General features: G+C 69.5%; 12 protein-coding genes. 8 read left to right on the forward strand and 4 right to left on the reverse strand.

Annotation, left to right across the window (positions count from 1 at the left end; translation table 11 throughout):
• The first annotated feature begins 75 nt into the window (after positions 1-75).
• The 4 genes from EPO51_RS03835 to EPO51_RS03850 are packed head-to-tail and all read left to right on the forward strand — an operon-like array spanning position 76 to position 5928.
• Positions 76-1722, forward strand: a complete 1647-nt coding sequence (locus EPO51_RS03835) for an acetolactate synthase large subunit (RefSeq protein WP_293346138.1) — start codon at positions 76-78, stop codon at positions 1720-1722.
• 23 nt (positions 1723-1745) lie between these two features.
• The gene (locus EPO51_RS03840) at positions 1746-3179 is read left to right on the forward strand and encodes an aldehyde dehydrogenase family protein (protein WP_293346140.1); all 1434 of its coding nucleotides are present in this window, start codon (positions 1746-1748) and stop codon (positions 3177-3179) included.
• A 52-nt stretch (positions 3180-3231) separates the two neighbouring features.
• Complete coding sequence (locus EPO51_RS03845) at positions 3232-4062, forward strand: phosphodiesterase (RefSeq protein ID WP_293346142.1); 831 nt, start codon at positions 3232-3234, stop codon at positions 4060-4062.
• A gap of 3 nt (positions 4063-4065) precedes the next feature.
• Positions 4066-5928 (forward strand): adenylate/guanylate cyclase domain-containing protein, encoded by a 1863-nt coding sequence (locus EPO51_RS03850; protein WP_293346144.1) that lies wholly within the window; start codon positions 4066-4068, stop codon positions 5926-5928.
• 96 nt (positions 5929-6024) lie between these two features.
• On the opposite strand, the gene EPO51_RS03855 is transcribed toward EPO51_RS03850, so the two are convergent.
• The 4 genes from EPO51_RS03855 to EPO51_RS03870 are packed head-to-tail and all read right to left on the reverse strand — an operon-like array spanning position 6025 to position 15089.
• The gene (locus tag EPO51_RS03855; protein WP_293346145.1) at positions 6025-9951 is read right to left on the reverse strand and encodes a hypothetical protein; all 3927 of its coding nucleotides are present in this window, start codon (positions 9949-9951) and stop codon (positions 6025-6027) included.
• 55 nt (positions 9952-10006) lie between these two features.
• Positions 10007-11953 (reverse strand): hypothetical protein, encoded by a 1947-nt coding sequence (locus EPO51_RS03860; RefSeq protein ID WP_293346147.1) that lies wholly within the window; start codon positions 11951-11953, stop codon positions 10007-10009.
• A gap of 2 nt (positions 11954-11955) precedes the next feature.
• Positions 11956-13905 (reverse strand): heme-binding protein, encoded by a 1950-nt coding sequence (locus EPO51_RS03865; protein WP_293346149.1) that lies wholly within the window; start codon positions 13903-13905, stop codon positions 11956-11958.
• Positions 13902-15089, reverse strand: a complete 1188-nt coding sequence (locus EPO51_RS03870) for a multiheme c-type cytochrome (RefSeq protein ID WP_293346151.1) — start codon at positions 15087-15089, stop codon at positions 13902-13904. The genes EPO51_RS03865 and EPO51_RS03870 overlap by 4 nt, the downstream gene beginning before the upstream one ends.
• 420 nt (positions 15090-15509) lie before the next feature.
• On the opposite strand from EPO51_RS03870, the gene EPO51_RS03875 reads away from it, so the two are divergent.
• The 4 genes from EPO51_RS03875 to EPO51_RS03890 are packed head-to-tail and all read left to right on the forward strand — an operon-like array spanning position 15510 to position 25753.
• Complete coding sequence (locus tag EPO51_RS03875) at positions 15510-17219, forward strand: ShlB/FhaC/HecB family hemolysin secretion/activation protein (protein WP_293346153.1); 1710 nt, start codon at positions 15510-15512, stop codon at positions 17217-17219.
• A gap of 17 nt (positions 17220-17236) precedes the next feature.
• A complete protein-coding gene (locus EPO51_RS03880; protein ID WP_293346155.1) occupies positions 17237-20923 on the forward strand; it encodes a two-partner secretion domain-containing protein in 3687 nt (1228 codons plus the stop codon).
• The gene (locus EPO51_RS03885; protein ID WP_293346157.1) at positions 20920-24066 is read left to right on the forward strand and encodes a CHAT domain-containing protein; all 3147 of its coding nucleotides are present in this window, start codon (positions 20920-20922) and stop codon (positions 24064-24066) included. Before EPO51_RS03880 ends, EPO51_RS03885 begins: the two co-directional genes overlap by 4 nt.
• A 31-nt stretch (positions 24067-24097) precedes the next feature.
• Positions 24098-25753 carry a glycosyltransferase family 4 protein gene (locus EPO51_RS03890; RefSeq protein WP_293346159.1) on the forward strand — a complete coding sequence of 552 codons (1656 nt, stop codon included), beginning with the start codon at positions 24098-24100 and terminating at the stop codon, positions 25751-25753.
• Positions 25754-25760 lie beyond the last annotated feature (7 nt).

Genomic DNA, 25760 nt, shown 5'->3' on the forward strand with positions numbered 1-25760 from the left:
CCGGCCTCTTCTTTGCCCCTTCACAAGAGCCTGGAATTTGCGACAACTCCCCCGCTGGGATGGGGGCTATAAGTCATGACCAAAGCGTCTGATCTGTTCGTACAATGCCTGGAAGAAGAGGGCGTCGAGCACGTCTTCGGGGTTCCGGGCGAGGAAAACCTGGATTTCCTGGACAGCCTGTCCCGGTCCACGAAGATCAAGTTGATCCTGACCCGTCACGAACAGGGCGCGGGCTTCATGGCCGCCACCTACGGCCGCCACACGGGTAAGGCTGGCGTGTGCGTCGCCACCCTGGGCCCGGGCGCCACCAACTTCGTCACCGCTGCCGCCTACGCCCAGCTCGGCGGCATGCCGATGATGATGCTCACCGGCCAGAAGCCCATCAAGAAGTCCAAGCAGGGCCGGTTCCAGATCCTGGACGTGGTCGACATGATGAAGCCGCTGACCAAGTACACCCACCAGCTCGCTTCGGCCGACAACATCCCCAGCCGCGTGCGCGAAGCCTTCCGCCTAGCCCAGGAGGAAAAGCCCGGCGCAGTGCATATCGAGTTCCCCGAGGATGTCGCCGACGAGCGGACCGAGTCCAAGCCCTTCCCGAAGAGCAATGCTCGCCGCCCGGTGGCCGACGAGAAGTCGATCCGCGCCGCCGCCAAGCGCATCGAGCAGGCCAAGTCGCCAATCCTGGTGATCGGCGCGGGCGCCAACCGCACCATGACCAGCCGGATGCTCACCCAGTTCATCGAGAAGACCGGCATCCCGTTCGTCTCGACCCAACTGGGCAAGGGCGTGGTGGACGAACTGTCGCCCAAGTTCCTGGGCTGCGCGGCCCTGTCGGCCGGCGACTTCGTACACCGCGCCATCGGCGCGGCCGACCTGATCATCAACGTCGGCCACGACGTGATCGAAAAGCCGCCCTTCTTCATGCAGACCGGCGGCACGGAGGTGATTCACATCAACTTCCGCTCGGCCGAGGTCGATCCCGTCTACTTCCCGCAGTACGAGGTGATCGGCGACATCGGCAACGCCATCTGGCAGATCAAGGAAGACATCCTGCCCCAGGCGGGCTGGGACTTCTCGGCCATGTTCAAGGCGCGCGCCGCGGAGGTGGAGCACACCGCCAAGTCGGACGACGACATGCGCTTCCCCATCTATCCGCAGTACCTGGTCGCCCAGGTCCGCAAGGCGATGCCGGACAACGGGATCATCTGCCTGGACAACGGGGTCTATAAGATCTGGTTCGCCCGCAACTATCCGGCGCGGATGACCAACACCGTGCTGCTGGACAATGCTCTGGCCACCATGGGCGCTGGCCTGCCGTCGGCCATGGCCTCCAACATGGTCTACCCGGACCGCAAGGTCATGGCGATCTGCGGCGACGGCGGCTTCATGATGAACAGCCAGGAGATGGAGACCGCGGTCCGCCTGAAGCTGAACATCACCGTGCTGATCCTGAACGACAACAGCTACGGCATGATCCGCTGGAAGCAGGCCAACATGGGCTTCAAGGACTGGGGGCTGACCTACGGCAACCCGGACTTCGTGAAGTACGCCGAGAGCTACGGGGCCAACGGCTACCGCGTCTCCAGCGCCTCGGAGCTGCCCGAGCTGCTGAGGAAGTGCCTGGACACGCCGGGGGTGAATCTCATCGATTGCCCGGTGGACTATTCCGACAACGACAGCATCCTGAACAAGCAGATCAAGGAACTGAGCGCGGCGCTCTGATCGGCGGCTCTCGAGGATCCCACATGACCGCCCTCAAGGACTCCTACCCGCTCTACCTCGCCAACGTGGCCCAGACCCCGAACCTCGATCTGGAGGTGACGGACAAGTACACGGGCAAGGTGGCGACGCGCGTGGCCCAGGCCGACGCCAAGACCATCGACGCGGGTATCGCCGCCTGCGTCGAGGCGACGGAGCCCATGGCCCGCCTGCCCGCCTATGCGCGCCAGGAGGTGCTGGCTCATTGCGTGAAGCGTTTCCAGGAGCGCTTCGACGAGTTGGCCTATGCGCTCTGTATTGAGGCGGGCAAGCCGATCCGCGACGCCCGCGGCGAGGTCACCCGCCTGATCGACACCTTCCGCATCGCCGCGGAGGAGTCGGTGCGGATGACCGGCGAGGTCCAGCCGCTGGACATCTCGCCACGCGCCAAGGGCTATCAGGGCATGTGGAAGCGGGTGCCGATCGGCCCCTGCTCGTTCATCTCACCCTTCAACTTCCCGCTGAACCTGGCCGCCCACAAGATCGCCCCGGCGCTGGCGGTGGGCTGTCCGTTCGTGATGAAGCCCGCCTCGCGGACCCCGTTGGGCGCCATCATCATCGGCGAGGTGCTGGCTGAGACCGACCTGCCCAAGGGCGCCTTCTCGATTCTGCCGGCGCACCGGGACGGCGCCGATCTGTTCACCACCGACGAGCGGCTGAAGCTGCTGTCCTTCACCGGCTCTCCGGCCGTCGGCTGGGACCTGAAGGCCAAGGCTGGGAAGAAGAAGGTCGTGCTGGAGCTGGGCGGCAACGCCGCGGTGGTGGTCGATGCCGACACCGACCTGGACGACGCCGTCGAGCGGATCATCTTCGGCGCCTTCTACCAGTCGGGTCAGTCCTGCATCGGCGTTCAGCGGATCATCATCCACGCCGACATCTACGAGGAATTGCGCGACCGCCTGGTGGCCAGGACCAAGACCCTGGTCACCGGCGACCCGCGCGAGGAGGCCACCTTCGTCGGGCCGATGATCGACGAGAAGGAAGCCAGGCGCCTGGACAGCTGGATCCAGGCCGCGGTGGCCGACGGCGCCACCCTCCTGGTGGGCGGCAAGCGCGAGGGCGCGATGCTGGAGGCCACGCTTCTGGAGGGCGTCGGACGCAAGGCCGCGCTGTACGCCGAAGAGGCATTCGGGCCCGTCGCCATCCTTTCGAAGTTCACAAACTTCAAAGATGCGCTCGACGAGGTGAACGACTCCAAGTTTGGTCTGCAGACAGGCGTGTTCACCCGCGATCTCTACAAGATGCTCGACGCGTGGGATCACCTGGACGTGGGAGGTGTCGTTATCGGCGACGTGCCGAGCTACCGCGTGGACAATATGCCTTACGGCGGGGTCAAGGACTCCGGCTTGGGGCGCGAAGGCGTACGCTTCGCGATGGAGGACATGACGGAAATTCGCAATCTGGTCATCCGCCGCCGCTGAGCGTTCGTATTTACACGGGACCATGCGCGCTGCTTGGGGAGGCGGCCTTTTGTTGACGATTGCGCAGATCACCGACCTCCATGTGACAACGGAGAAGGATCCGCTGAATCAACGGCGGAACGAGGAACGCCTGCGCCAGGTGATGCAGGCGATCCACCATCTGCGTCCGCGGCCCGTGGCCATCATCGCCAGCGGCGATCTCGTCGACCGGGGCGAGCGCGAGGAGTATGTCGAGCTCCAGCGCCTGATGGCGGGGAGCGAGATTCCCGTCTTCTACGCCATGGGTAACCACGATAGCCGCGAGGGTTTCCTGGCAGTGTTCAGCGGCCCGGGCGCGGAGACGGACGAGAACGGCTTCGTCCAGTACGCCGTCGATTTCGGTGGCATGCGGATGGTCGTCTGCGACACGCTCGACGGCCCCAACGACGGCGAATACGACGAGGCCCGCGCCGCCTGGCTCGCCAGGACCCTGGACGAGGAGCCCGACCGGCCCACGGCGGTCGTCCTGCATCACCCGCCGATCCCCAGCGGCATCCAGTGGATGGACCCAGACCCCGACTCCCCGTGGCTGGGCCGCCTGGAAGCGGTTCTGACCGGCCGCAAGCAGGTGAAGGTGCTGATGTGCGGCCACATCCACCGCGCGTTCAACGGCGTCTTCGCCGGCCACGTGGTCTCGGCGGCGCCGGCCACCTCGATCCAGCTCACCCTCGACCTCACCGAGGTCGACATGCATGTGCCGGATGGGCGCGAGATCCTGGTGGAAGAGCCGCCGGGCTATGCCCTGCTGATGTCCGACGGTCCCAACCTGACCACCCACATGTGCCTGGCCGGCGACTACGCGCCGGCGGTCACCTACAACTTCCCGTTCCGGAAGCTGGCCTGAGCCATGGCAGCGGGTGCGCGTCCCGGGATCTTCGGCCCGGTCCTGGCCCTGGTCGCTCGGCTGCGGGCGGTGGGCGGCAAGGGCTTCGCCGACGCGATGGTCACGCTGGCGGTGGCGATTCTGGCCGCCGGCGCCGCCACCTGGCTCGGCACGACACTGCCCGGCCGGTTCGTGGAAAACCTGACCTACGACTACCGCGAGGCGTATGGCGCGCCGCCGTCGCAGCGCGATTTCGTCATCGTCAAGATGGACGACGCGGCCAGCCAGGCCATGGCCGAGGCCTCGCCGTGCCACTGCCTGGCCCCGATCGACAAGGCCTGGCTGGGCGACCTGATCGCCAGCCTGGACGCGAAGGGCGCGAAGGCCATCGCAGTCGACTATCTCCTGGACACCTGGTCCTCGCCCGAGGAGTTCGCCGACTTCGAACGCCGCATCGCCGGCATCAAGGCGCCGCTGATCGCCGTGGTCGATCCCGGCCGCACGCCCGGCGTCGACTTCCCGGTCTCGAAGAAGGTGCTCTATTCCGACGCGCGGGCGCTGATGCACGTCGACGTCGACGACGTGATCCGCCGATACGATCCGCGTCCCGGAAAATACCTCGCCTTCGCCACCCGCGTGGCCCAGGCGGTGTCGAACCGGCCGCTGCCGACCGAGCCCTTCGATATCCGCTATCGCCGGCCCGACCCGAACGTCCAGGCCGAGAACACTGGGGCCATCGCCCCCTCCTATTCCGCCGCCTTCGTGTCGTTCCTTCCGGAGCCCCTGCTGAAGGGCAAGATCGCGTTCATCGGCAGCGTCACCCGCTCGGCGACGCAGGATTCGGATGCGCCGAAGGAGGACATGCACATCACCCCGCTGCGCTACCGCGCTGGCCACACCCAGGGTACGCCCGGCGTCGAGGTGCATGTCCACGCCCTGTCGCAAATGCTGGCGGGCGACCGCGTGTTGCGACCGGGGCCGATCTGGAATGGCCTGATGGCGCTGGTGGCGGCGTTGGCGGGCGCGCTGCTCGGCCGCTCGACCCAGCGCTGGTGGATGTCGATCGGCATCGTCCTGCTGGGCGCGGCCACCCTGCTGTTCAGCGCCTTCGCCATCTACGACCGCACCGCCTTGATGGTGCCGATGACCACGCCCCTGCTCAGCTTCGCCTTCGGCTTCTTCGTGCTGAGCCGGCTGGCGGCGGCGGAGTTGCAGAACCAGCGGGCGTTCTATTCCTCGACCCTCGAACGCTACCTCGCCCCCCAGGTGATCGACCGGATGGTCGACGGGCGCGAGGAGGTGAAGATCGGGGCCGAAGAGCGGGAGATCACTGTGATGATCTCCGACCTGGAGAACTTCTCCACCCTGGTGGCCACCCTGCCCCTGGATACCTTCTCCGAGGTGATCAACGAGTACTTCGACGGGGTGATCGACATCCTGTGGAAGCACGAGGCGATGATCGACAAGATGACCGGCGACGGCATCATCGCGATCTTCGGCGCCCCCGTCGCCTCCACCGACCACGCCGACCGCGCCATCGCCTGCGCCCGCGAAATCGACCTCTATGCGCTGGAAATCCGCGAGCGGATGATCGGGCGCGGCATCAAGTTCGGCTACACGCGGATGGGCCTGTCGTCCGGCATCGGCCTGGTGGGCAATTTCGGCGGCGAGCGCCGGTTCAACTATACCGCCTATGGCGAGGTGGTGGTGATCGCCGCCCGCCTCGAAGCCGCCAACAAGACCTTCGGCACCCGCATCCTGTTCTCCGGCGACACGCTCAAGCTGGCGAAGAACGACGTGCCCATCGAGGCGGTCGGCGAGATCGACCTGAAGGGCGTGCCCGTGCCCATCCCGGCCTACACGACGCGGATCGAGGCGGCGGGCTAGCAGCCCCCACGCTTCTCATCCCACGGTCGCGCATCGCGCGATCCGGGGGACCCATGGTGGGTTTCCAATGAGCAGAGTCGGCTTGGTCCCCCGAAGTCAACGGTCGGCCTGCCCCGTGGTCCGCGGGCCCAGCCAACCGGCCATGTCGACCTCGTCGCTGACCCGGTACGGGCGGCCCCACTGATCGGTGAAGAAGCGCTCCATCTCGGGTCGCGTGAAGGGGCGCGAGCCCAGGCGGCCGAAGATGGCCATCTGGCCCCCGGTCTCGTCGACGGCGCGGTCGCGGTCCAGGCCCTTCGACAGCGCCAGGGCCGGGGTCGGGGTCCTCGCCCAGGCGATCAGTTCGGGCTTCGGCGGCGGCGAGAAGCCGTAGAAGTTGGGCTGGCTTGAGGGGCTGATGAGCTGCAGCACCTTCATGCCGTTTCGCCCGTCGGCGACGTAGGCGAACAGCGAGGCGTTGGTCGAGGCGACCACCACGTCCTCGGCGTCGTTCAGCGCGCCGCCGGCGTCGAACTTCTGATACAGGCGCGGCCGCTCCGGGTTCTTCACATCGACGATGACCAAGCCGTCCTTCTTGGCCGCCACATAGGCGAAGGTGCGGGCGACATAGACCCGCCGCGCATCCACCAGCGGGATCGTGGCGCCTTCGACCAGCCGGGGCTGGTCCAGCCTGGTCACGTCCAGAACTTCCAGGCCGCGGGCGGTGGTGACCCACAGGTAGCGGAACTGCAGCGCCGAGCCGCGCACGTCGGGCAGCGCCACGGTGGTGACGTGCCGCGGCTTCAGCGGGTCGTTCAGGTCGACCACCACCAGGCCGGCGTCGGCGGCGATGTAGGCGTAGTGGCCGCCCAGCGTGATGTGCCGCGCGCCCTTCAGCACGCCGCCCTCGTTCCAGGTCACCGCCCGCTTCAGCATGTTGTTGCGCGGCTCGCCGTCGGCCAGGGTGTTCACGTTGACGAGGATCAGCCCTTCCTCGCTGTCGGTGACGACGGCGTAGGAATAGAGCGGGTGGAAGGCCTGCTCCTGATTGGCCTGCAGCAGGCTGATGTCGGGGCCGCCGGCCAAGTCCTTCACCATCATCGTCTTCATCGCCTCGTTGCGGAGCGGTGCGATGTTCTGGTTGGTCGGCAGCGCCATGCAGGTGGCGTTCTTCGACGGCACGTGGGTGTTGTGGCCCAGCGGCGAGAACGGCGCGGCGATCACCCGCTGCGACACGCCCTTGTTGGCGACGCTGGCGGCGTCGAACACGCGGAAGCCGCCCTTCCCTTCGGCGACGAACATGTACTCGCCGCGCAGCTGGAGGCAGCGGGCCGCCCCGTCGGTCTTGGAGTGGAAGTTCGAGATCTCCTCGGCGCTGTCCTCCTCGCCGCCCGAAAGGCCCTTCGCGAAGGGCTTGCCGCGGCGCCAGTTCTTCAGCTCGCGCTTATTCTGCTCGACGTGCAGCTTGTAGAAGTCGGGATAGGCGTATTTCTGCAGGTAGGAGCCGAACACCGCCTGCGGCTCGCTCCATTCCGAGACGCGGACGGCCTCGATACCGCCCTCCAGGCCGACCCAGGCGTTCTGGCCCACGAAGTTCACGAAGTTGGTCCCCAGCAGCAGGAGCTGGGCCATGATCGCGTTGTTGTCGTTCGCCGCGGAGACGTGGCAGTCCGAGCAGGTCTTGGTCTCGGTGGTCCGCACCGTGTGCGGGAAGTGCGGCGCGAAGGCCTGGCTGGAGAAGCCCGAGGCGGCGATCGGCGGCTGCTGCACATAGATCCGCTCGCGATTGACGTTGGTCGAGGACAGCACCAGGGCCGAGGACGAACGCACCGGGGCGATGGTCGAGCCCTTCGTCGTGGAATGGACGCCCAGCTGGTACATGTCGTCCCGGGCGACCTGCGGGTTGTAGGTCGCGTAGTTCCGGGTCTCCTCGCCCTCGTACTTGTGGGTGGTGGTCTTCCAGTTGGCCTCGATGGGCAGGTGGCAGCCGGCGCAGGCCGTGGTCCACGAGGTGTGGCAGGCGAAGCATTCCATCTCGTCGTCGTTGTGCGCGCGATTGCCGGGCGCCACGCCGGGGCCCCAGGTGAACGGCTTTCCGTCCTGGCTGATCTTGCTCATCAGCTTGGCGCGGGCGGACTTGGCGTTGAAGTCGGGCGAGGCGCGGTCGACCGTGTCCTTGGTCAGCTTGATGCGCCACTCCAGCTTGGGATCGACCAGCGAGCGCTGGATCAGCACCTGGCGGCCGTCGCGCTCCAGCCACTCGAACCGGCGCTGGCCGTCGGGGTTGCGCAGCAGGGTCAGGTCGTTGCCCTTCGGGTCGGCCGCCGGGCCGGAGGTGCGGAGGGTCGGATAGGCCGAGGACGTGCCGTGGCAGTCCTTGCAGCGGATCTCCACGGCGTTGGCCACCTCGCCCATGATCAGGCCCGAGCCGTGGCTGTCCTGGCTGAAGTGGCAGTCGGCGCACTGCATGCCCTTCTCGGCATGGATGTCCATCATGTGGACCGCCTTGCCCGGCGCGTTCTGGCCCACGGGCGTGAACTCGGGCGCGCCGGCCTTGTGGAACTTCTCGGGGTCGTCGTTGGCGATGACGGCGCCGTCCTTGTCCAGGAGCTGGCCGTCGCGGTCGCGCTTGAAGATGGCGCGGAAGTTCCAGCCGTGGCCGTGATAGTCGGCGAACTGGGTGTCCTTCAGCTTGGTGTTCAGGCCGAAGACATTGCGCAGGAAGTCGAGATCGGCCCATTTGCCGCGCGGCGCCGCGCCCTCGGGGTTGCGGTCCAGCACCTTCCGCATTTCCGCGGACGTCGGGTACTTCTGCCGCTCGGGCCACATGAAGGGAGCGTCGGCCTCGTAGTCCCACATCGTGTAGCCGAGGTAGGTGTTCACGAACATGTTGGGCTGGTGCATATGGCAGTTCATGCACTGGGCCGTGGGGATGGCGCGCGTGAAGGCGTGTTTGATCGGGTGTCCGGACTCTTCCTTCGAGATCGTCGGGTCCGCCTGGGCGCTCTGCCCGTCGCGGCCGTACTGGGCCCAGGTCGAGCTGGCGTGCGGCTGGCGGTTGTTGGCGTAGACCACGTGGCATGAGGCGCAGCCCGAGGAGCGGTAGTCGCCCGGCTGGTCGTTGGTGCCCAGGAACCAGGTGAAGGGGTCGTTCAGGCGGGTCTTGTGGATGTTGAGCAGCGGGATGGCCGCCCGCAGGCCGGTGCCGGGGCCGCGGTTCGACTGACGGATGTCGGGACGGCCCGGTTCCTCCAGGCGCTGGAGCTGGCCGTTGGCGTTGGGCAGTCCCACCTCGGCGAACTGGGTGTTGATGTTGCGGCCGCCGCGTTCGAACACGCGGAAGATGTCGCCGGGCGGGGTCACCTGCCAGGTCGGCGCGGGATAGAGGGTCGGCAGGGCGCCGCGCTTGGCCTGCGCCGGCGTCACCGTGCCGTGCGGGCTGCCGGGCGACAGCAGACGGGCCGGCTCGCCATGCGCCGTGTAGGCCTCGCCCAGGACATAGTTCTTAAAGGGCAGGATCCCGTTGTTGTAGGACGCGCCGCCGAAGAACATCGCCCCGGTGGCCATGAGCGAGCGCTCGGCCTTCTCGATCAGCTCCATGTGGCAAGCGCCGCAAGACTGGCGCGCCACACGATAGTCGGACGGGTTGATGAAGCGGATGAACTCGGGGCTCTCCTTGTTCAGGAGCGTGTAGCTCTGCTTCGGATTGGCCGAGCTGGGATAGTGCCAAGTCTTCGGATACCTCGGCAGCACGTGGGCGCGGTCGCGCAGCGTGGCGTACTGCGCCGCGGACTTGGCCAGACCCGCCGGCGCCATCACTGAGGCGTCGCCGCCGTGGCAGGAGGCGCAGCCCAGCTTCACCGCCTGCGAGACGTGCATGGTCTTGGCGTCGGAGTCGGTGTGGCAGGTGACGCAGCCGGCGCTTGCCTGATCCGCCTCGACGTCGGTCATGCCGAGCTTGGCTGCGGGGAAAACAGGATAGGTACGGGCGACCGGCTTTTCCGCGTCGCTGGCCTTCGAGGACAGGGGCGCGAGCAGAGCCACTGCGATCAGCGCTCCTATTCTCAGCCAATTTGTCCTGAATTTCAACATCTTATCCCTAGAAGCTCAGAACTGCGTTCAGCAGGATGGAATAGTAGCGCTTATTGCGCTCGCTGTTGGCGAACAGGTCGTTGAAGCCCTTGCCCGGGTCGAACGCGGCCGCCGAGGCGCGGAAGACGATGTTCTGGGTCATGTGCGGGCGCCAGATCGTGGAGACCGACGCGTCCCAGCCCAGCGCCTTCGGGATCGAACCTTCCATCCGCAGCGCCTGCAGGACGGCGGTGTTCGAGAACGCGATGTGGTTGATGTTGGTGGAGACGCGCAGCTCCGGCGTCACATCGAAGTCGGCGCCGCCGCCCAGCAGGATGGTGCCCGGGTTGTTGAAGTTCGACTGCCCCTCTTCCTTCGACGACCGTAGGCTATTCAGCACGCCGTTGCGGCCGTTGATCCCGATCGCGCGACCGGCGCCTGCCGCCGGGATGGTCTGGCGGATCCAGTAGCTGGTATCGGAGCCCGCGAACTGCGGGTTCTCGAAGATCGCGTCGTAGCCGGTTTCCTTGTTGTCATACGGGTTCTTGTCGCCGGAGGCATAGAGACCCTGCAAGCGCAGGCGCACCCAGCTGAAATCGATCGAGGGCTCGGCCGCTATGAAGTAGCTGCGGATCTTGGCCTTCCGGTCGGTGAAGATGCTGCTGCGATCCTCGCCAAATGCGTAGTACGCGGAGGCGGTCAGGTTGATCCGGCCGATCCGGCCGTCGGCGCTGTAGCCTAGGTAGGTCACGTCGTAGTCGCGGCCGCGCAGGCTGCCCAGCAGGGCCGGCCGCTGCGGGAAACCGTTCTTGTCGACGTAGATCTCGTCGCCTTCGCGGTTGCGGTTGTGGATCACCGTCACCTGGCTCGTGAGGCCCGGGAGCGGCAGGTCCTGGCGATAGAGGTTACCCACGAGCACGAAATCGTCGCGCAGGTCCTGGGTGATGTCGTTCAGGCCCGAGTTGGTGTCCTTTTCGACCCGCCAGAAGGCCGCCAGATTGTATTGGAAGCGGTTGTTGTCGCGGTTGCCGAACAGGCGGACGCCGAGCTGATTGTCCTGGAACAGGAAGCCGCGGAAGTCGCTGGAAAACGGCTGGATGCCCACCCGCACGCTGTCGAAGTCGTAGCGGTCGGACACGTTGCGCAGGTGGTAGTCGAGGAACACCTCCTGCACCCCCACGAACGCGTCGTTGCGGTGGGTCGGCTTGCTGGGCTCGACGTAGAGGACGCGCTTCTCGGGCACGTCCACGTAGTTGTCCTGGAAGGCCAGGGCGACGCGGAACTCGATCTCGGGCGGCTTGTAGGCGGTGGAGCCCTTGATGATCGAGGCCGCCGCGATGAACGTCTGCGCCAGCACCAGGCTGGTCGGCTTGCCGAACACGTCCAGGCTGCCCGGCCGCGACGTGGTCTGCACCCCCACCGGGATCGGGAAGCTGCGCGGCTCGATCACGGTGTCGGAGACGCCGGTGAAGGCGAAGAACCAGTCGTGCGTGCCCTTGATGGGCAGGTCGCCTTTCAGGAAGTTCTGATTGTAGGGGTCGAACCAGCGCGGCTTGGTGACGCCCAGCGCCCCGGCCAGCCGCCAGCGGTCGGGAATCGGCACCTCGTCGTGCGGGAAGGCTTCCGGGGGGGGCGCGCGCACCGCGCCAGGATTGTCCTGCACCACCGGCGGCGGCAGTTCCTTGACCCGGCCGGGGATACGACGGCCGTCCAGGATGTCATCGATGGTCGGCGGCGGCTCGCCCTCGGTCGGCGGCGAAGCGTCGGCCGCAGGCGCGGCCGCCTGCGGCTCTGCGTGCGGGACGGCCTGCGCCTTCGCCGCCAAGCGGCCGTCGAGCGCAGCCAGTTGGGTGAGCGCGCGACCTTCCAGGATGTCGTCGATCGTCAACGTCGGCTTCGCGTGGCCCGGCGCAGCCTGCGCCTGCCCGGCGAGGGCGGCGAAGGCGGTCAGGGCCAGGAGGGAGCCGGAGCGCACGCCTATTTCCCCTGGCACACATTCTGATCGGCCGTGTCGAGGAACGGCGCGAACGGGCAGCTGACGTAACGCAGCCGCGCCGGAGCCGTCGGACCGACCACCAGCTGGTCGGCGCGCATCGCGGCCGCCGCGTTGGACAGGGTTTGGACCCGGGCGCCGCCGTTGTAGAGGCCCAGGAACGAGATCATGTCGTCCTGGTCGATGCCGTCGCCTGAAACCCCGACGCCACCCACCAGCCGGCCGCCACGATAGATCGGCACGCCGCCCGGGAAGATCTGGATGCCGTTCTGCAGCCGGTTCTGACCGGCCGCCACCTCGGGCAGCGACGTGCAGCGCTGAGGCGTGTCGGCGGCTGCGGCGCCGGTGATAAAGTTCAGGTGCTGGCCGACGTTGCCGATGATGAGCGCCGACTGCAGGCCGGTGGAGAGAGGGCTCCACTGGGCGATCGGACGCGACAGCGGGCCGTTGGGCCGGCCGACCTCGCCGTCCGGGAAATATGGACGAGCCAGGTTGCCGATGCTGCGTGCCCCGAACGCCGTCTTGCCGGTCAACGCCGCCGGGTCGGCGAAGAAATCGCGGGTCTTCTGCACGAACCCGCGCACGTCGGCGCTGGGGTCGGCGCCCAGCTCGGCGGCGGCGAAGGTTCCCGAGAAGAAGCTGGCCGTCCGCGCCTTCTGTGCGGAGACGTCGATGCCGAACACCGGAGCGTCGGGCGAGCGGACGATGCCAAGGATCTGGCCGCGGCTGTCGACGACGGTGATCGAAACCTGGGCGCGGCTGTCCAGCGGGCGGCGGATCTGCGCGCGCGCCCGGCTCATGACGGTGAAGGCCTCTTCCAGGATCGCCCGCACCTCGGCCTCGGTCAGCGCCGTCAGCCCATCGGCGGCGTCGGTGCCGGCGCGGATCGGGAAGCGGTTCTGGCCGGCGCCGTTGGTCAGCACCATGGCGCTGGCGTTCGAGAATTCGGCGGTCGAGGCCAGGCGCAGGCCCGAGGCCTCGGTCCCGTAGGTCGCGCCGGCGACGGCGCCGCCGCCCGCGTAATACCCGGTGACCGCGGTGAAGGTCCCCGTCCCGGCCGGCAGGCTGCCGAAGGCCGGCGCGCTGGCCGGGACCGAGCGCAGGGTCGCGGCGCTGGCGTCGCTGAAGCGCAGGGTGGTCCCGTCCACCGTCACCCGCTCGGCCCGGATGTCGGTGGGCGCGTCGAAGCCGGTGGCCGCGGCGTAGGCGATGGCCTCCTCCCCGTCGTCGTCGGTGTCCAGGGTGTTCTTGTCGAAGCCGTAGTCGCCGTCAGCCATGACGCCGACGCCGCCCACGAGGACGCCGTTCTTGTACAGCGGGAAGCCGCCCGGATCGGCGGCCAGCCCCAGAGGCGAACGGCGCGGGCCGATGCTGGCGGTGGCCGTGCGGGTGGTGACGTCCGAGCACGGCAGGGACGAAAACTGCACGCCGAACAGCGGCCCGCTCTCCAGGCCCACGGTCGAGGGGGCGGGCGGGAAATGCTCCTGCACGATCTGGCTGGCCGTGCGGGTCGAGAATGCGTTGCCGCCCGAAGACAGGTAGGCGCCGGTAATGGCCTTGGCGATCGCCGCCCCGGTCGCCGGCACGACAACGCCCTGGGCGTCCATGTTCTGGCCGTTGGGCGCCGCGCGCAGGGTCGCGCTCGCCCGCGCGCCGGTCATCGAATAGACGGCCAGCACGTTGCCGACCCGGTCGGTCACCGCGATCACCGCCGGCAGGTTGCGTGCGCGCGCCTCGGCCACGGCCTGGGCGATCACCTGCTGGACGTCGGCCGAGGTCAGCGCCTGTGCGGCGGGCAGGGTGTAGGTCGGCGCCGAGGGCGGTGGCGTGGTCGGCGGCGGAGTAGTCGTGCCCCCGCCTCCTCCGCCGCCGCCGCCACACGACGCCAGCGCCAACGCGGCCACGGACACGGCCCAGCGCGAAACGGAACTCATCTCAACGACCTCGCGGCCTGCGCCACCTGGGTAAGCGACGCGCGGAAAGCGTCGGGGCGATAATTGTTGGGATCGCGCACCTGGGCATAGGCGCGGTCCAGGTTCGGCCGCATCCGCGAGACGGCCCCGCGGTCCACCTGGCCGGAGTTGGCCATGGCGTTCAGCAGGGTGTCGGCCGCCATCACCGCCTGCGCACTGCCGGCATAGTCGGTGTAGCGCCGCGTGATCTCGCCCTGGAGGATCGCGTCGACGATGGCCAGCGTCTCGGCCCGCGAGAAATTGCGGGCGGCGAAGGCGTCGGACAGGGCCCGGGCCGTGGCCGCCAGCTTGGCGGCGGCCCGCACGGACTCAGCCTTGTCGCGGGCCAGGGCGACGTGGAAGGCGCGGCTGTCGGCGTCGAGCCGCGCCCCCAGGGCCGGCGCCACCACCTTTGCCGCGGCCGAGAGCATGATCATGTTCTCGTCGTTGAAGGGCGGCGTGCCCGCCGGGATCGGCCGTCCGGGGTTGGCCTGCCATTGCGGCCGCGCCTTCGGATCGTCCGAGATCTGGCGGTGGCAGGCGTGGCAGTCGAAGAAGTACAGCTCGGGGAACGCGCCCTGCCCGCGCCCGGACGTGCCGTAGAGGGTCAGCGCGCGGTCCAGCGCCATGGCCTGGCCGACGGCCCAGGTCTTGACGCCGCCCGCATAGGTCTTGCGCTTCACATAGTCGGCGTCGACGTCCCAGTGCTGCTGCAGGCTGGAGAACAGGTCGAGTTCGAAGGCGACGCGTGGGTGGCCGGCGGCCATGATCTCGTGACTGACGAACTGGCCGGGCTTGGAGCCGCCGAAGTGGCAATCCAGACAGACGCCGGCGCGGACCTTGGGATTCTCCAGGGCGCGCATGCCGCGGGAGATATTGTCGGCGTGCGTACCGGTCACGGTGCGGTGGCTGGCCAACCAGGCCCCGGAACCGCCGTGACAGGCCTCGCAACCCACCCCGTCGGACGACTGGAAGCGCGCCCCGCGCCCGCCGGCGGCCGGGTCTGAGTGGCAGCCCAGGCACTGGCGCGCGACCCCGTCGGCGTTCAGCCCCATCTTGCGGGCGATCGCCTCGCCGCGCGCTTCGTAGACCACGCGATAGGCGCGGCTGTGAGCGCCCGCGACACTGGACGGGTCCTGCCAGGTAATCAGTTCGTTCTGGCGCACGTTGACGCCGGAATCCACCTGACGGCTGTGGCAGGTGGACCCCGCACACGAAGCGACGCCTTCATGGGTGGCGCGATTGGATGACTCGGGCGCAGCCGTTGCCGCGCCCATCGCGAGTGCGCCGATACCTAGAACGGCGGCGGCGCAAAGCGCGCCGATGACTCGCGACGTTCGTCCCTCCCCCATCGGCCCTCCCCCGGCACGCATACCGCGCGAATCTTTAGCGGTGTCAGTGGAGCTTCGGTAGCCTGAATAGAATGCTAACCGAGGGAAACGATCATCCGGCGCCCCGCCCCGCGGCGATTTTCCCTCCGGAAGGGTCTCCACTTAACAACGCGTTCGACGACCGCTAAGAGCGACAGCTTGACCTTGGGGGGTTGGGGCATGAAAGGGCGTCGCGCGAGCGCGCTGCGAGTTGGCGTGGGCTCTCGGGTGTGTCTGCTGGCGCTGGCGACGACGGCGCTGACGCCGGCCGCGCCATCCTGGGGGCAACCCGCGCCGGCGCCGCCCGTCGCGACGCCCGGTACGAGCGCCGCCGAGCTGAACCCCGACACCCGCATCTCGCGGCCGCCGTCGCGCGGCGCCGGCGCCTTCGCGCCCGAGCCCCCGGGGCCGTGTCCGCTGGAGACCTCTGGCGTGCAGGTGACGCTGAGCGCGGTGAGCTTCCGCCGCGCCACGGCCGTGAGCGAAGCCGAACTGCGCGCCGCCTACGCCGACTATCTGGGCAAGCCGCAGCCGGTCTCGGTGATCTGTCGCATCCGCGACAACGCCGCGCGCATCATCTTCGACAATGGCGTCCTGGCCCGGGTCGAGATCCCCGAACAGCGGATCGCCGGCGGCGCGCTGGTTCTCGAGGTCATCGAGGCCCACGTGGTCAATGTCCGCGTCCGGGGAGATGTCGGGCCCGCCCAGGCCGCCGTCGAGCGCTACGCCGAGAAGCTGCGAGGCATGCAGCCCTTCGATATGGCCAAGGCCCAGCGCTACCTGCTGCTGGCCTCCGACGTGCCGGGCCTGCGGGTCCGCGCCGCCGTGCGTCCGTCGACCAGCGCCGAGCGCGGCGCCGTCGACATCGACCTGACCGTGGCCAGGGAGGGCCCGGCCGCCTTCGCCAACGTCACCAATACCGGCTCCAAGTCGGTGGGCCGCTGGGGCGGCCTGGCCCGCGGCGACCTCGCCGGCTACACGGCCTATGGCGAAAGCACCTCGATCACCGCCTTCCACACCCTGGACTCCAACGAGCAGTGGCTGGTGCAACTGGCCGAGAGCGCGCGCTTCGGCGCCGAGGGCCTGACGGCGCGGGGCGCGATCACATATGGCGAGAGCCGCCCGGGCGCGGCCCTGAAGCCGCTGGACCTGAAGAGCCAGTCGATCGTCGGCAACATCGAAGTCGCCTATCCCTATATCCGCAGCCGCACCCGGAACCTCAACCTCGCCGGCGGCCTGGACGTCGTCGACCAGGAAACCAAGGCGGCCGGGTTCGGCCTGCTGAGCCGCGACAAGCTGCGGGTGGCCTACGCCCGCGCCGATGGCGATTACCGTACCGAGGTCTCCCAGCGGCCTGTGCTGCTGACCGGCGGCCTCACCCTGCGCAAGGGTCTGTCGATCCTGGGCGGCAGCGACGCGGGCGATCCCACCCTCACCCGCGCGTTGGGCAAGCCTGAAGCCTGGGTCGTGAAGGCCCAGGGCGGCGGCGACATCGCCATCGGCGATCGCCTGACCGGCATGGTGCGGGCCCAGGCGCAGTACGCCGACAGCGTGCTGCTGCCCTACGAGCAGATGTCGCTGGGCGGGCTGACGGTCGGGCGCGGCTACGATCCCGCCGCCCTCCTGGGCGACAAGGGCGTCTCCGCCGCCTTCGAGCTCCGCTACGGACCGCTGCCGCTGCATCCTAAGGTGATGGCGGCTCCGTATGCCTTTTTCGACGCCGGTTATGTGGTGAACAACAACGTCGCCGCGACCGGCCTCCAGAAGGACCGCAGCCTGACCTCGGTCGGCGCGGGGGTGATTTTCCGCTTGTTCAACCGCGCCAACCTCGAAGTCACCTATGCCCACCCCCTGCACGCCACCAATCCGGGCGCGTCGCGCCCGGGCGACCGCGTGTTGATCCAACTCACGGCCAGCCTTCTGTGATGCGGAGGGAAAACCAGATGTCCGTCGATCACACGGCCTTGCCGCCGACCAACCGCCGACGCCTCTTCGCGCGCACCGCGCTGTGCGGCGCCCTCTGCGGCCTTTCCCTGCTGCCCGGCCTCGCCCAGGCCCTTCCGACGGGCGCGGTCCCCGAGGTGAACGCGGGCGGCGTGGCGCCGACCATCAACACCTCCGGCACTCGTCTCGATGTCACCCTGGGCGCGCCGCGCACGGTGCTGAACTGGTCAACGTTCGACGTCACGCCGGACGAGACCGTCAGCTTCAACTTCGGAGCCCGTAACTGGATCGTCCTGAACCGCATCGGCAGCCTCACGGGATCCAAGATCGAAGGGACGATCGAGGGCCGGGTCGGCGGCGAGTATGGCGGCAACGTCTGGTTCGCGTCCCAGAGCAGCATCATCTTCGGCCGCGGATCCCGGGTCGACGCCGGCAGTATCGTGGCCGGGCTCGGAAACGTGGACACCGCCGGGTTTCTGGATCCTTCCAACACCCTGTTCTCGTTCTCCGGGGCCGACGCCGTGGCGGGCTCGAACATCATGGTCCTGGCCAACGCCACGCTGACGGCGCACGGCGGCATGGTGGCCCTGATGGGCCCCAGCATCGTGACGCGGGCCAACGCCCTGGTCAGCGCGACCGAAGGCAGCGTGCTCTACGGTTCGGCCAAGACCTTCCAGATTCGCATGGCGCCCGGCGCCGGGGGCGACTTCGACCTCGTGGACTTCATCGTGCCCGACGCCAGCGCGGGCAGCGACGCCGGCGTGGCGATCGACCTGGGCGGCGGGACCCGGGCCAACGCGGTCTTCCTGGCGGCGGTGAACCGCTCGGGGATCGGCAGCGCGATCATCAATCTCGAGGGCATGGTCACGGCGCAGGCCGCCAAAGCCGACGGCGGCGACATCGTGTTGTCGGGCGGCGGCGGGATCGCCAACCGCCTGCCCGGCCCGGCGCTCGATGGGGTTTCCGCCACCGATATCTATCTCAACAAGGGCAGCGCATCTCGGGACCTGCGGGTCAGCAACCTCGGCCGGACGTTCGGCCGGCCCTGGGCGCGGCCGCTGGAGGAACTCAAGGACCCGCCCACGCTTGAGGAGGACGCCCAACCCTGCGAACTCCGCAGCGACTGCGGCGACGACGGTGGCGGCAACGGCAACGGCAACGGCTTTGGCTTCGCGCCGCTCGACCAGGCCCTGGATCAGGCCGTCATCGCCAGTCTGTTCGACCCGACCGCCGTGGCCGCGGTCACCGCCGGGCGCGACGCGCGGATCGCCGCGACCGCCAGCATCGAGCTGGGTAGCATCGTCGCGGCGCGCGACATCGCCGTCCAGGGTCCCGACATCAAGGCCAACAACCTCGTCGCCGGCGGCGCCCTCACCGTAAACTCGACCCAGGGCGACGTGCGCCTGGCCACCGCAGGCACAACCCGCGAAGGCCTGGTGACCGCCAAGACCGACGCCCTGATCGACACCATCTCCGCCCCGCAGAAGCTGACGGTGAACGCCGGACGCGACATCGCCATCGGCGACGGGACCACCAACGCGGCGGGCGTCGTCGTGCTCTCCGCGGCGCGGAACGTGACGCTGAACCTGGGCTCGGGGCGCATCGACACGGTGACGGCGGGCGGCGCCGTCGACCTGCGCGGCGCCGTCGACGTCGGGACCATCACGGCGCCCAGGGTCTTCGGCCAGGCGGCCAGCATCAGGATCGGCGCGGTCACCACGACGGGCGACCTCTACGTAGTGGCCACCAACGGCGACGCGATCGTCGGCGACGCGACGGCCGGCGACGACATCTATGTCCAGGCCACCCACGGCACGGCCTCGCTGACCAACGCCACCCTGACCGGCGCGGCGCCCGACGCCGTGGGCTTCGACTTCGCCGGCAACACCGACGCGGCCGGCAACGGCCGGGTCGTCCAGGTGACGTCCATCGACCTCGACGCGAAGCTGGGCCTGGGGACCGGCGGTGTCACCGGTGCGACGACCGTCGGCGTGCTGGCCGGCCGCGACGCCGCGATGGAGGTGATCAAGGCGACGCCGGGGTCGTTCTCCGTGACCGCAGCGCGCGACGCCACCGTGCGAGCGCCCACCGTCACCCTGGATTCGGTACAGGCGGGTCGCGACCTGTCGGTGGGCAGCACCACCGGCGACTTCACGATCACCAACGCGCTGACGGCGGTGCGCAACATCTCTGTCAGCGCCGCCGGGGCGCTCAAGGTCGCCGACGTGCGGGCGGATTCCGGCTCGGTCTCGCTGGTCGGCGCCACGGTGACGGCAGGCAACGTCTCCGCCAGCGAGGATCTGACGCTGAAGGCGCTCAGCGGCGGCGTGACGACAGCCAGCTTCAAGACCGGCCGCGACCTCATCGTCCAGGGCTCGTCTCTGTCGCTCGGCTCCACCATAAGCGCCGTTCCACGCGATCTTTCAATAACTTCCCTTGGCAACTTCACGTCGACGGCGCCCCTCAGCGCCGGCCGCAACCTGATCCTCGACGTCGCCGGCAAGGCGACGGTGGGCGCAACCACCGCGGTCAACGCGATCCGCATCGTCGCCGGAGACCTGGACCTGACCGGCGCGCTCACCGCGCCCAATGCCCAGATCGAGTCCAAGGGCGGCGCGATGCGCGTTGGCGGGACCGCGGACGGCGGTAGCGGGTTCATCTTCGACGGGGCCGATTTCGGCCAGCTCCGCGTGTCAGGCGTCACCAGGTTCTACGCCGGTTCGACCACCGGGACGGCGCGCGGCGACCTGACGCTGCAGGACCTGTCGATCAACCCCACCAACACCCCCAGCGTCAGTTTCCTGGTCGGGTCGGGCGCCAATGCGCTGGTCCAGGGCATGGTCGCGCCGAATACCAGCGGCGGGATCATCCGGATCGGCGACGCCAGCGACATGTCGTGGCGGCCGGGGTCCATTCTGGTCAGCGGCGCCCTGGGCGCGGCGACCTTCGCGGGCGGAGCCAAGTACACCAACATCCGGGCGTTCAGCGAGGTTCGGCTGGCGGCGCGGCAGGACATCCTGTTCGGGTCGCCGCGGTTCATCACCCTGATCCAGGAGACGCCGATCAGCGCCATAGACATCGCCGCCGGCCTGCCGGCGGGTTCCGCACCGCTGGGAAACGAGGTCGGCAAGGTCTTCGTCTCGACCGGACGGCTGGAGGTCTCGTCCGATGGCAAGGCCGTGCAGCAGAACACCGCGCCGGTCGGTTCAGGCGGGACCGCGGGCCTCTATTTCACCGGCGCGTTCAATCCGGCGCTGATCATCGATCCGCCGCGGATCGTCGAACTGTGGGGCGCGATCGCGGGCGCCAACGGTCAGGTCATCACCGGGTCCGCGGCCGGCAGCGGCCTGACGTTCACGGTCGTCGATTCCAACGGCCAGCCCATAAGCCGGCCCGATGGGGCGGCGTACCGCTTCAACGCCTGCGACGTTGGAACCACCAATTGCCCGGTGATTTCATCGCCATCGTCCGGCGGCGGATCGGGCGACATGAACGCGGGCGTGCTGACCGCGCGCGATCTGCTGGACGATCCGGGCGCGATCGACACCCTGGGCTCGGAGAGCCTGGCCCGTCCGCCGGTCCTGTTGAGTGTGGCCGAACCGCCCGTGGATGAGATCGTCACCGATCCCGTCGTCACCGGCACGGGGAGCGAAGAAATCTGGCGCAAGCGCAGGCAAACCAAATGATCCGGACGAGCCTTCTCCTGGGACTGGGCGGCGCGATCGTGCTGTTGGCGCAGTCCTCCGCCGCCGGCGCCCAGACCCGCGCCGACCTGATCCCCCTGGGCCAGAGCGCAGCCTCGGGCGCCGTCTGCCAGGCCGTGCGCGACTACGACGACCCGGTGGTGCAGGCCGCCGGACGCCGCGCCTGGAACATCCGCTGCCGCGGGTGGGAAGGCAGCCTCGGCCGGCTCTACGCCCTGCCTCAGGCCGCCGCCGGCGCCTGGGAGCCCGCCCTCGCCGCCCGCGCCGAATGCGCCGAGGCCAAGTCGGAGACCGTCTCCGGCCTGGGGCCGGTCAATCGCCGCGCCTGCCGCAGCGCCGCGGGCAAGGCGCCTTACCTGGCCTACGTCTCTAACAGGGGCGGCCAGATTTACGCCGCCGAGGGGGCGGCCCAGATCGCCGACGTGCTGGAAGCGGGCCTCAAGGTCGTCTCCGGCGCCGCCAAGCCGCCGGCGGCGGGCCAGATGCAGACCTCTGCGGCAAGCGCCGAGATCGCCGCCGATTTCGGGGGCGCCACGGGGGGCCTCGCTCGCTCGCAGGCCGCCGCCGCCACCGACCCGGCCCGCCTGCGCGCCCGCGCCTACGTCCAGAACAACGAGTGGCGCTTCGAGCAGGCCGAGACCGATTTCCAGGCCCTGGTGGCCGACGCCGAAGCCCGCCGCGCGCCGCCCGCCGAGATGGGCGAGGCCCTGCTGAACCTGGCGCTGAACGTCTCGAACAACGGCCGCTTCGCCGAGGCTGACCGCCTGTTCCGTGACGCCGGGGCCCAGGTGACCGCCGCGGGCGATCCGCTGCTGGCCGCCCGGGCGGGCGCCTACCGCGCGCTGCACCTGCGCAACGCCGGCCGGTTCGCCGACGCCGTGACCGCCGCCCAGGCCGCCCTGCGCGCCAGCGAAGAGGTGCGCGAGACCCGTGGCCTCGCCGCCACGGGTCCGACCGTCACCCAGTCCGGCGACGGCCTCGCCATCGGCGGCGACCTGGCCTCGGCCCTCAACAATCGCGCCGGGGGCCGCGACGTCATGGGCGGCAGCCGCGTATCGACGTCCGACCGGCTCGCCGTGCAGGACGCCCAGGCGCTGGAGGTGATGGGCTCGTCCCTCGCCGCGCAGGGCGACGCCGCCGGCGCCCGCGACGCCCTGGCCCGCGCCAGCCGCACCCTGACCGCCGCCGAGGCGAACGGGGCGCTCAATGTGTGGCTGCGCGCCCGCATCGCGGCCGACCTGGCCGAGATCGACATGGACGCCGGCCAGCCGGCCCAGGCCATCGGGAAGTACAACGACGCCATCCGCACCATCCGCCTGCGCCACGCGGGCACGGCGGCAGAGGGCGGCCTGATGCTGGACCTGGGCCGCGCCCAGGTGGCGGCCGGGCAGGAAGACGCTGCGCTGGCCACCTATGCCCGCGCCTTCGAACTGTTCCAGGCCCAGCGGGGCGCGCTGGGCGCCTCGGCCGACGACGCCGCCCCCTATTTCGACCTCCTGATCAAGCGGATCCGGACCGACCCGGCCCGGGCCGACGGCTACAAGGCTCGGTTCTTCAACGCCGCCTCCAGCGTCGTGTCGAACGCCACCGCCCAGACGGTCTCCAAGCTGGCCGCCCGGGTCGCCTCGGGCGACAGCGCCGTGACCGGCCTGGTCCGCGCGCTGGAGGACACCCGCCGCGAGCTGCGCGCCACCGAGGCCCAGGCCGCCAACCTGCAGGCTGCGAACACCTACGCCGGCGAGGCGCGGACGGACCTCGAAGCCCGGCTGAAGACGCTGCAGGAGCAGTCGGACGCCCTGGAGAACCAGCTGCTGGCGGCCAATCCGCGCTATGCGCAGCTGGTGTCGTCCCAGGCCTCGCTCGCCGACCTCCAGAAGGCGCTCGGCAAGGACGAGGTCTATGTGAAGATCCTGCTGCTCGACAGCCGCGGCTACGGCCTACTGGTCTCACCGACGGCGGCAAAGCCCTACACGATCGAGCTGAACCGCGGCACGGCGGGTGTCGCCGTCCGCCGCCTGCGCGAACCGTTCGAGGCGGAGGACACCCTGCCGCCCTTCGACGTCGCCGCGTCCTACACCCTGTTCCAGCAACTGTTCGGCCCGGTGGCGACCGACGTGATGGCCGCCAAACGCCTCGTGTACGAGCCCGACGGCGGGCTGGTCTCGCTGCCGGTGGGCGCACTGGTCACCGCCGACCCGTCGGCCTTGCTGGCCAGCACCACGCCCGGCGCCGACCCGGACTACCGCCAGGTGGCGTGGCTTGGCGCCAAGGTGGACTCCGCCCTGGTGCTGTCGGCCGCTTCGTTCATGCAGTCCCGGGCCTTCGCGCCGTCCAGGGCCCGGCAGAGCTTCCTGGGGTTCGCCGATCCGGCGACGCCGGGGCGCTCGGACAAGCGGGCCTATGCCTCGGTCGTGCGCCGGTCCGTGAGTCTGCGCACCGAGCGCGACCTCAGCAACATCTGCGAGAACACCCGCCTGGCGCTGCTGCAGATGCCCGCCCTGCCCGACACCGCCGACGAGGTCCGTCAGGTCGGCGCCAGCATCGCCGGCGCGCAGGGCGAACAGATCGTCGTCGGCGCGGCCTTCACCGACGACACCGTCAAGGCCCGCAAGGACCTGTCGGACTACAAGGTGCTTTATTTCGCCACCCACGGCCTGCTGCCGCAGCCGTCGGCCTGCCTGCCAGAGCCGGCGCTGATGACCTCGCTGGGCGCGGGCGATTCGGACGGTCTGCTCGACGCCAGCGAGATCCTCGACCTCAAGCTGGACGCCGACCTGGTCGTGCTGTCGGCCTGCGACACCGGCGGCGCTGGCGGCGAAGCCTCCACCAGCGGCCTGCAAGGCGGCGGCGAGGCCCTGGGCGGCCTGACCCGGGCGGTGATCTACGCGGGCGGCCGTTCGCTGATCGTCTCGCACTGGTCGGTGGACTCGGTGGCCACGGTGCGGCTGATGACCGGGATGTTCTCGGCCACGGCGACCAGCCAGGCCGGCGCCCTGACCAAGGCGCAGGTGGCGCTGCAGCAAAGCCAGCAGTGGTCGCACCCTTACTTCTGGGCGCCCTTCACCATCGTCGGCGACGGTTCGCGGCCTATGCCCGGCGCCGCGCCCCAGACCGCGGACCGCTGACCGGCGGGCCCGCGGGCGTCCCGGAGCCGCCATGGCGAACGCCGCGATCCAGCTTAGCTCCGAGCCTTATGACGCCGCGATCCCGCGGCCCATGGGGCGCAACTCGGCCGGCGAGGGCTTCCTGCGCGGTTTCCTGCGGTACGCCGACGTCGACCGCTTCTGGTTCTGGAACGTGCATGGCCAGGATCAGGAAGAGCTGGAGGCCCTCCTGCAGCGGCTCGGCAGGCCCGATCGCCCCGTGGAATGGGTGGAACGCGGCGACCGGGATCGGCTGGCCCAGGCCGGCGCGCTCTACGTCCCGACCCCGGAGCTGAAGGACGAAGCCTGGGCCCGGCGCGCCTTCGGCGGGCACGCCTATTCGATCACCGGCGTCACCCACACCATTGCAGAGAACGACATCCTGGACGAGATCGGCGCGCTGCTGCTGGCGCCCCTCGAGCCCTGGGATGCGCTGATCTGTACATCAGCTTCCACCCGCAAGTCAGTGGAAACGCTTCTGGAATCGGTCGCCATATACCTGCAGGACCGCTTCGGCGCGACCCGCATCCCGCCCGCGCAGCTGGTGACGATTCCACTGGGGATCCATCCCGACGACTTCCGCACGGATCCCCAGACGCGCCGGCGCTGGCGCGAGCAGCTCGGCATCCCCGAGGATGCGCCGGCCGCCCTGTTCGTCGGCCGCTTCAGCGTCTCCGCCAAGATGCATCCCGGCCCGATGGGCATGGCCTTGCAGGAGGCTTCGCGGCGGCTGGGCCTCCCCGTCCATTGGATCGTGTACGGCGGCGCCCGGCGTGGCGCGGACGAAGACGCCTTCCGGGAGGCCGCCGCCGCGTTCTCTCCCGACGTGGAGATTCACTTCGTGGAACACGTCTCTTCGGTCGGGCGCGACGAGATCCTCTCGGCGGCCGACGTCTTCCTGTCCCTGTCGGACAACATCCAGGAGACCTTCGGCCTGACGCCGGTCGAAGCCATGGCCGCCGGCCTGCCCTGCGTGGTCAGCGACTGGGACGGCTACCGCGACACGGTGCGCCACGGGGTCGATGGCTTCCGCATCCGCACGACGGCGCCGCGTCCCGGCCTGGGTTCGGACCTCGTCTATGCCTACGCCCAGCGGCTGATGGCCTACGACGACTACGCCGGCTCCGCGGCCCTGTTCACCGCCGTCGATGTCGCCGACGCCGCGGACGCCCTGGTCACCCTCTTCGCGGACACCGAACTGCGCCGCCGGATGGGCGAGGCGGGACAGACGCGCGCGCGGGAGGTCTTCGACTGGCGGGGCGTGATCCCGCAATACCAGGCGCTCTGGCAGGAGTTGCGCCGCCGCCGCCAGGCCGCGCCCGAGCAGCCGGGGCTGGAGAACCCCTACCGCCCCGACCCATTCCGCATGTTCCAGGCCTATCCCACCGCGGCGCTGGGCGCCGGCGACACGATCGCCCTGGCCCGCGCCCTTGCGCCGGGCGAGGCGGCGGAGCTGCTTGAGGGACCGTCCGTCCGCCGGGACGCGGCGCGCCTGCCGAGCCTCGCGGAGGCCGAAGCGATCCTGGCCTCGCTCGCCACCGGCCCGCGCACCGTCAGCGCCCTGCTGGCGCAGGCTCCGCCGGAGCGACGTCCCTTCGTGGAGCGCGGGATCTTGTGGCTGGCCAAGTTCGGGCTTGTGCGTCTGCGCGGCGGAACGTCGCGTACTTGAGTTCAAC

The sequence above is a fragment of the Phenylobacterium sp. genome, from assembly GCF_004297125.1.
Taxonomy (GTDB): domain Bacteria; phylum Pseudomonadota; class Alphaproteobacteria; order Caulobacterales; family Caulobacteraceae; genus Phenylobacterium.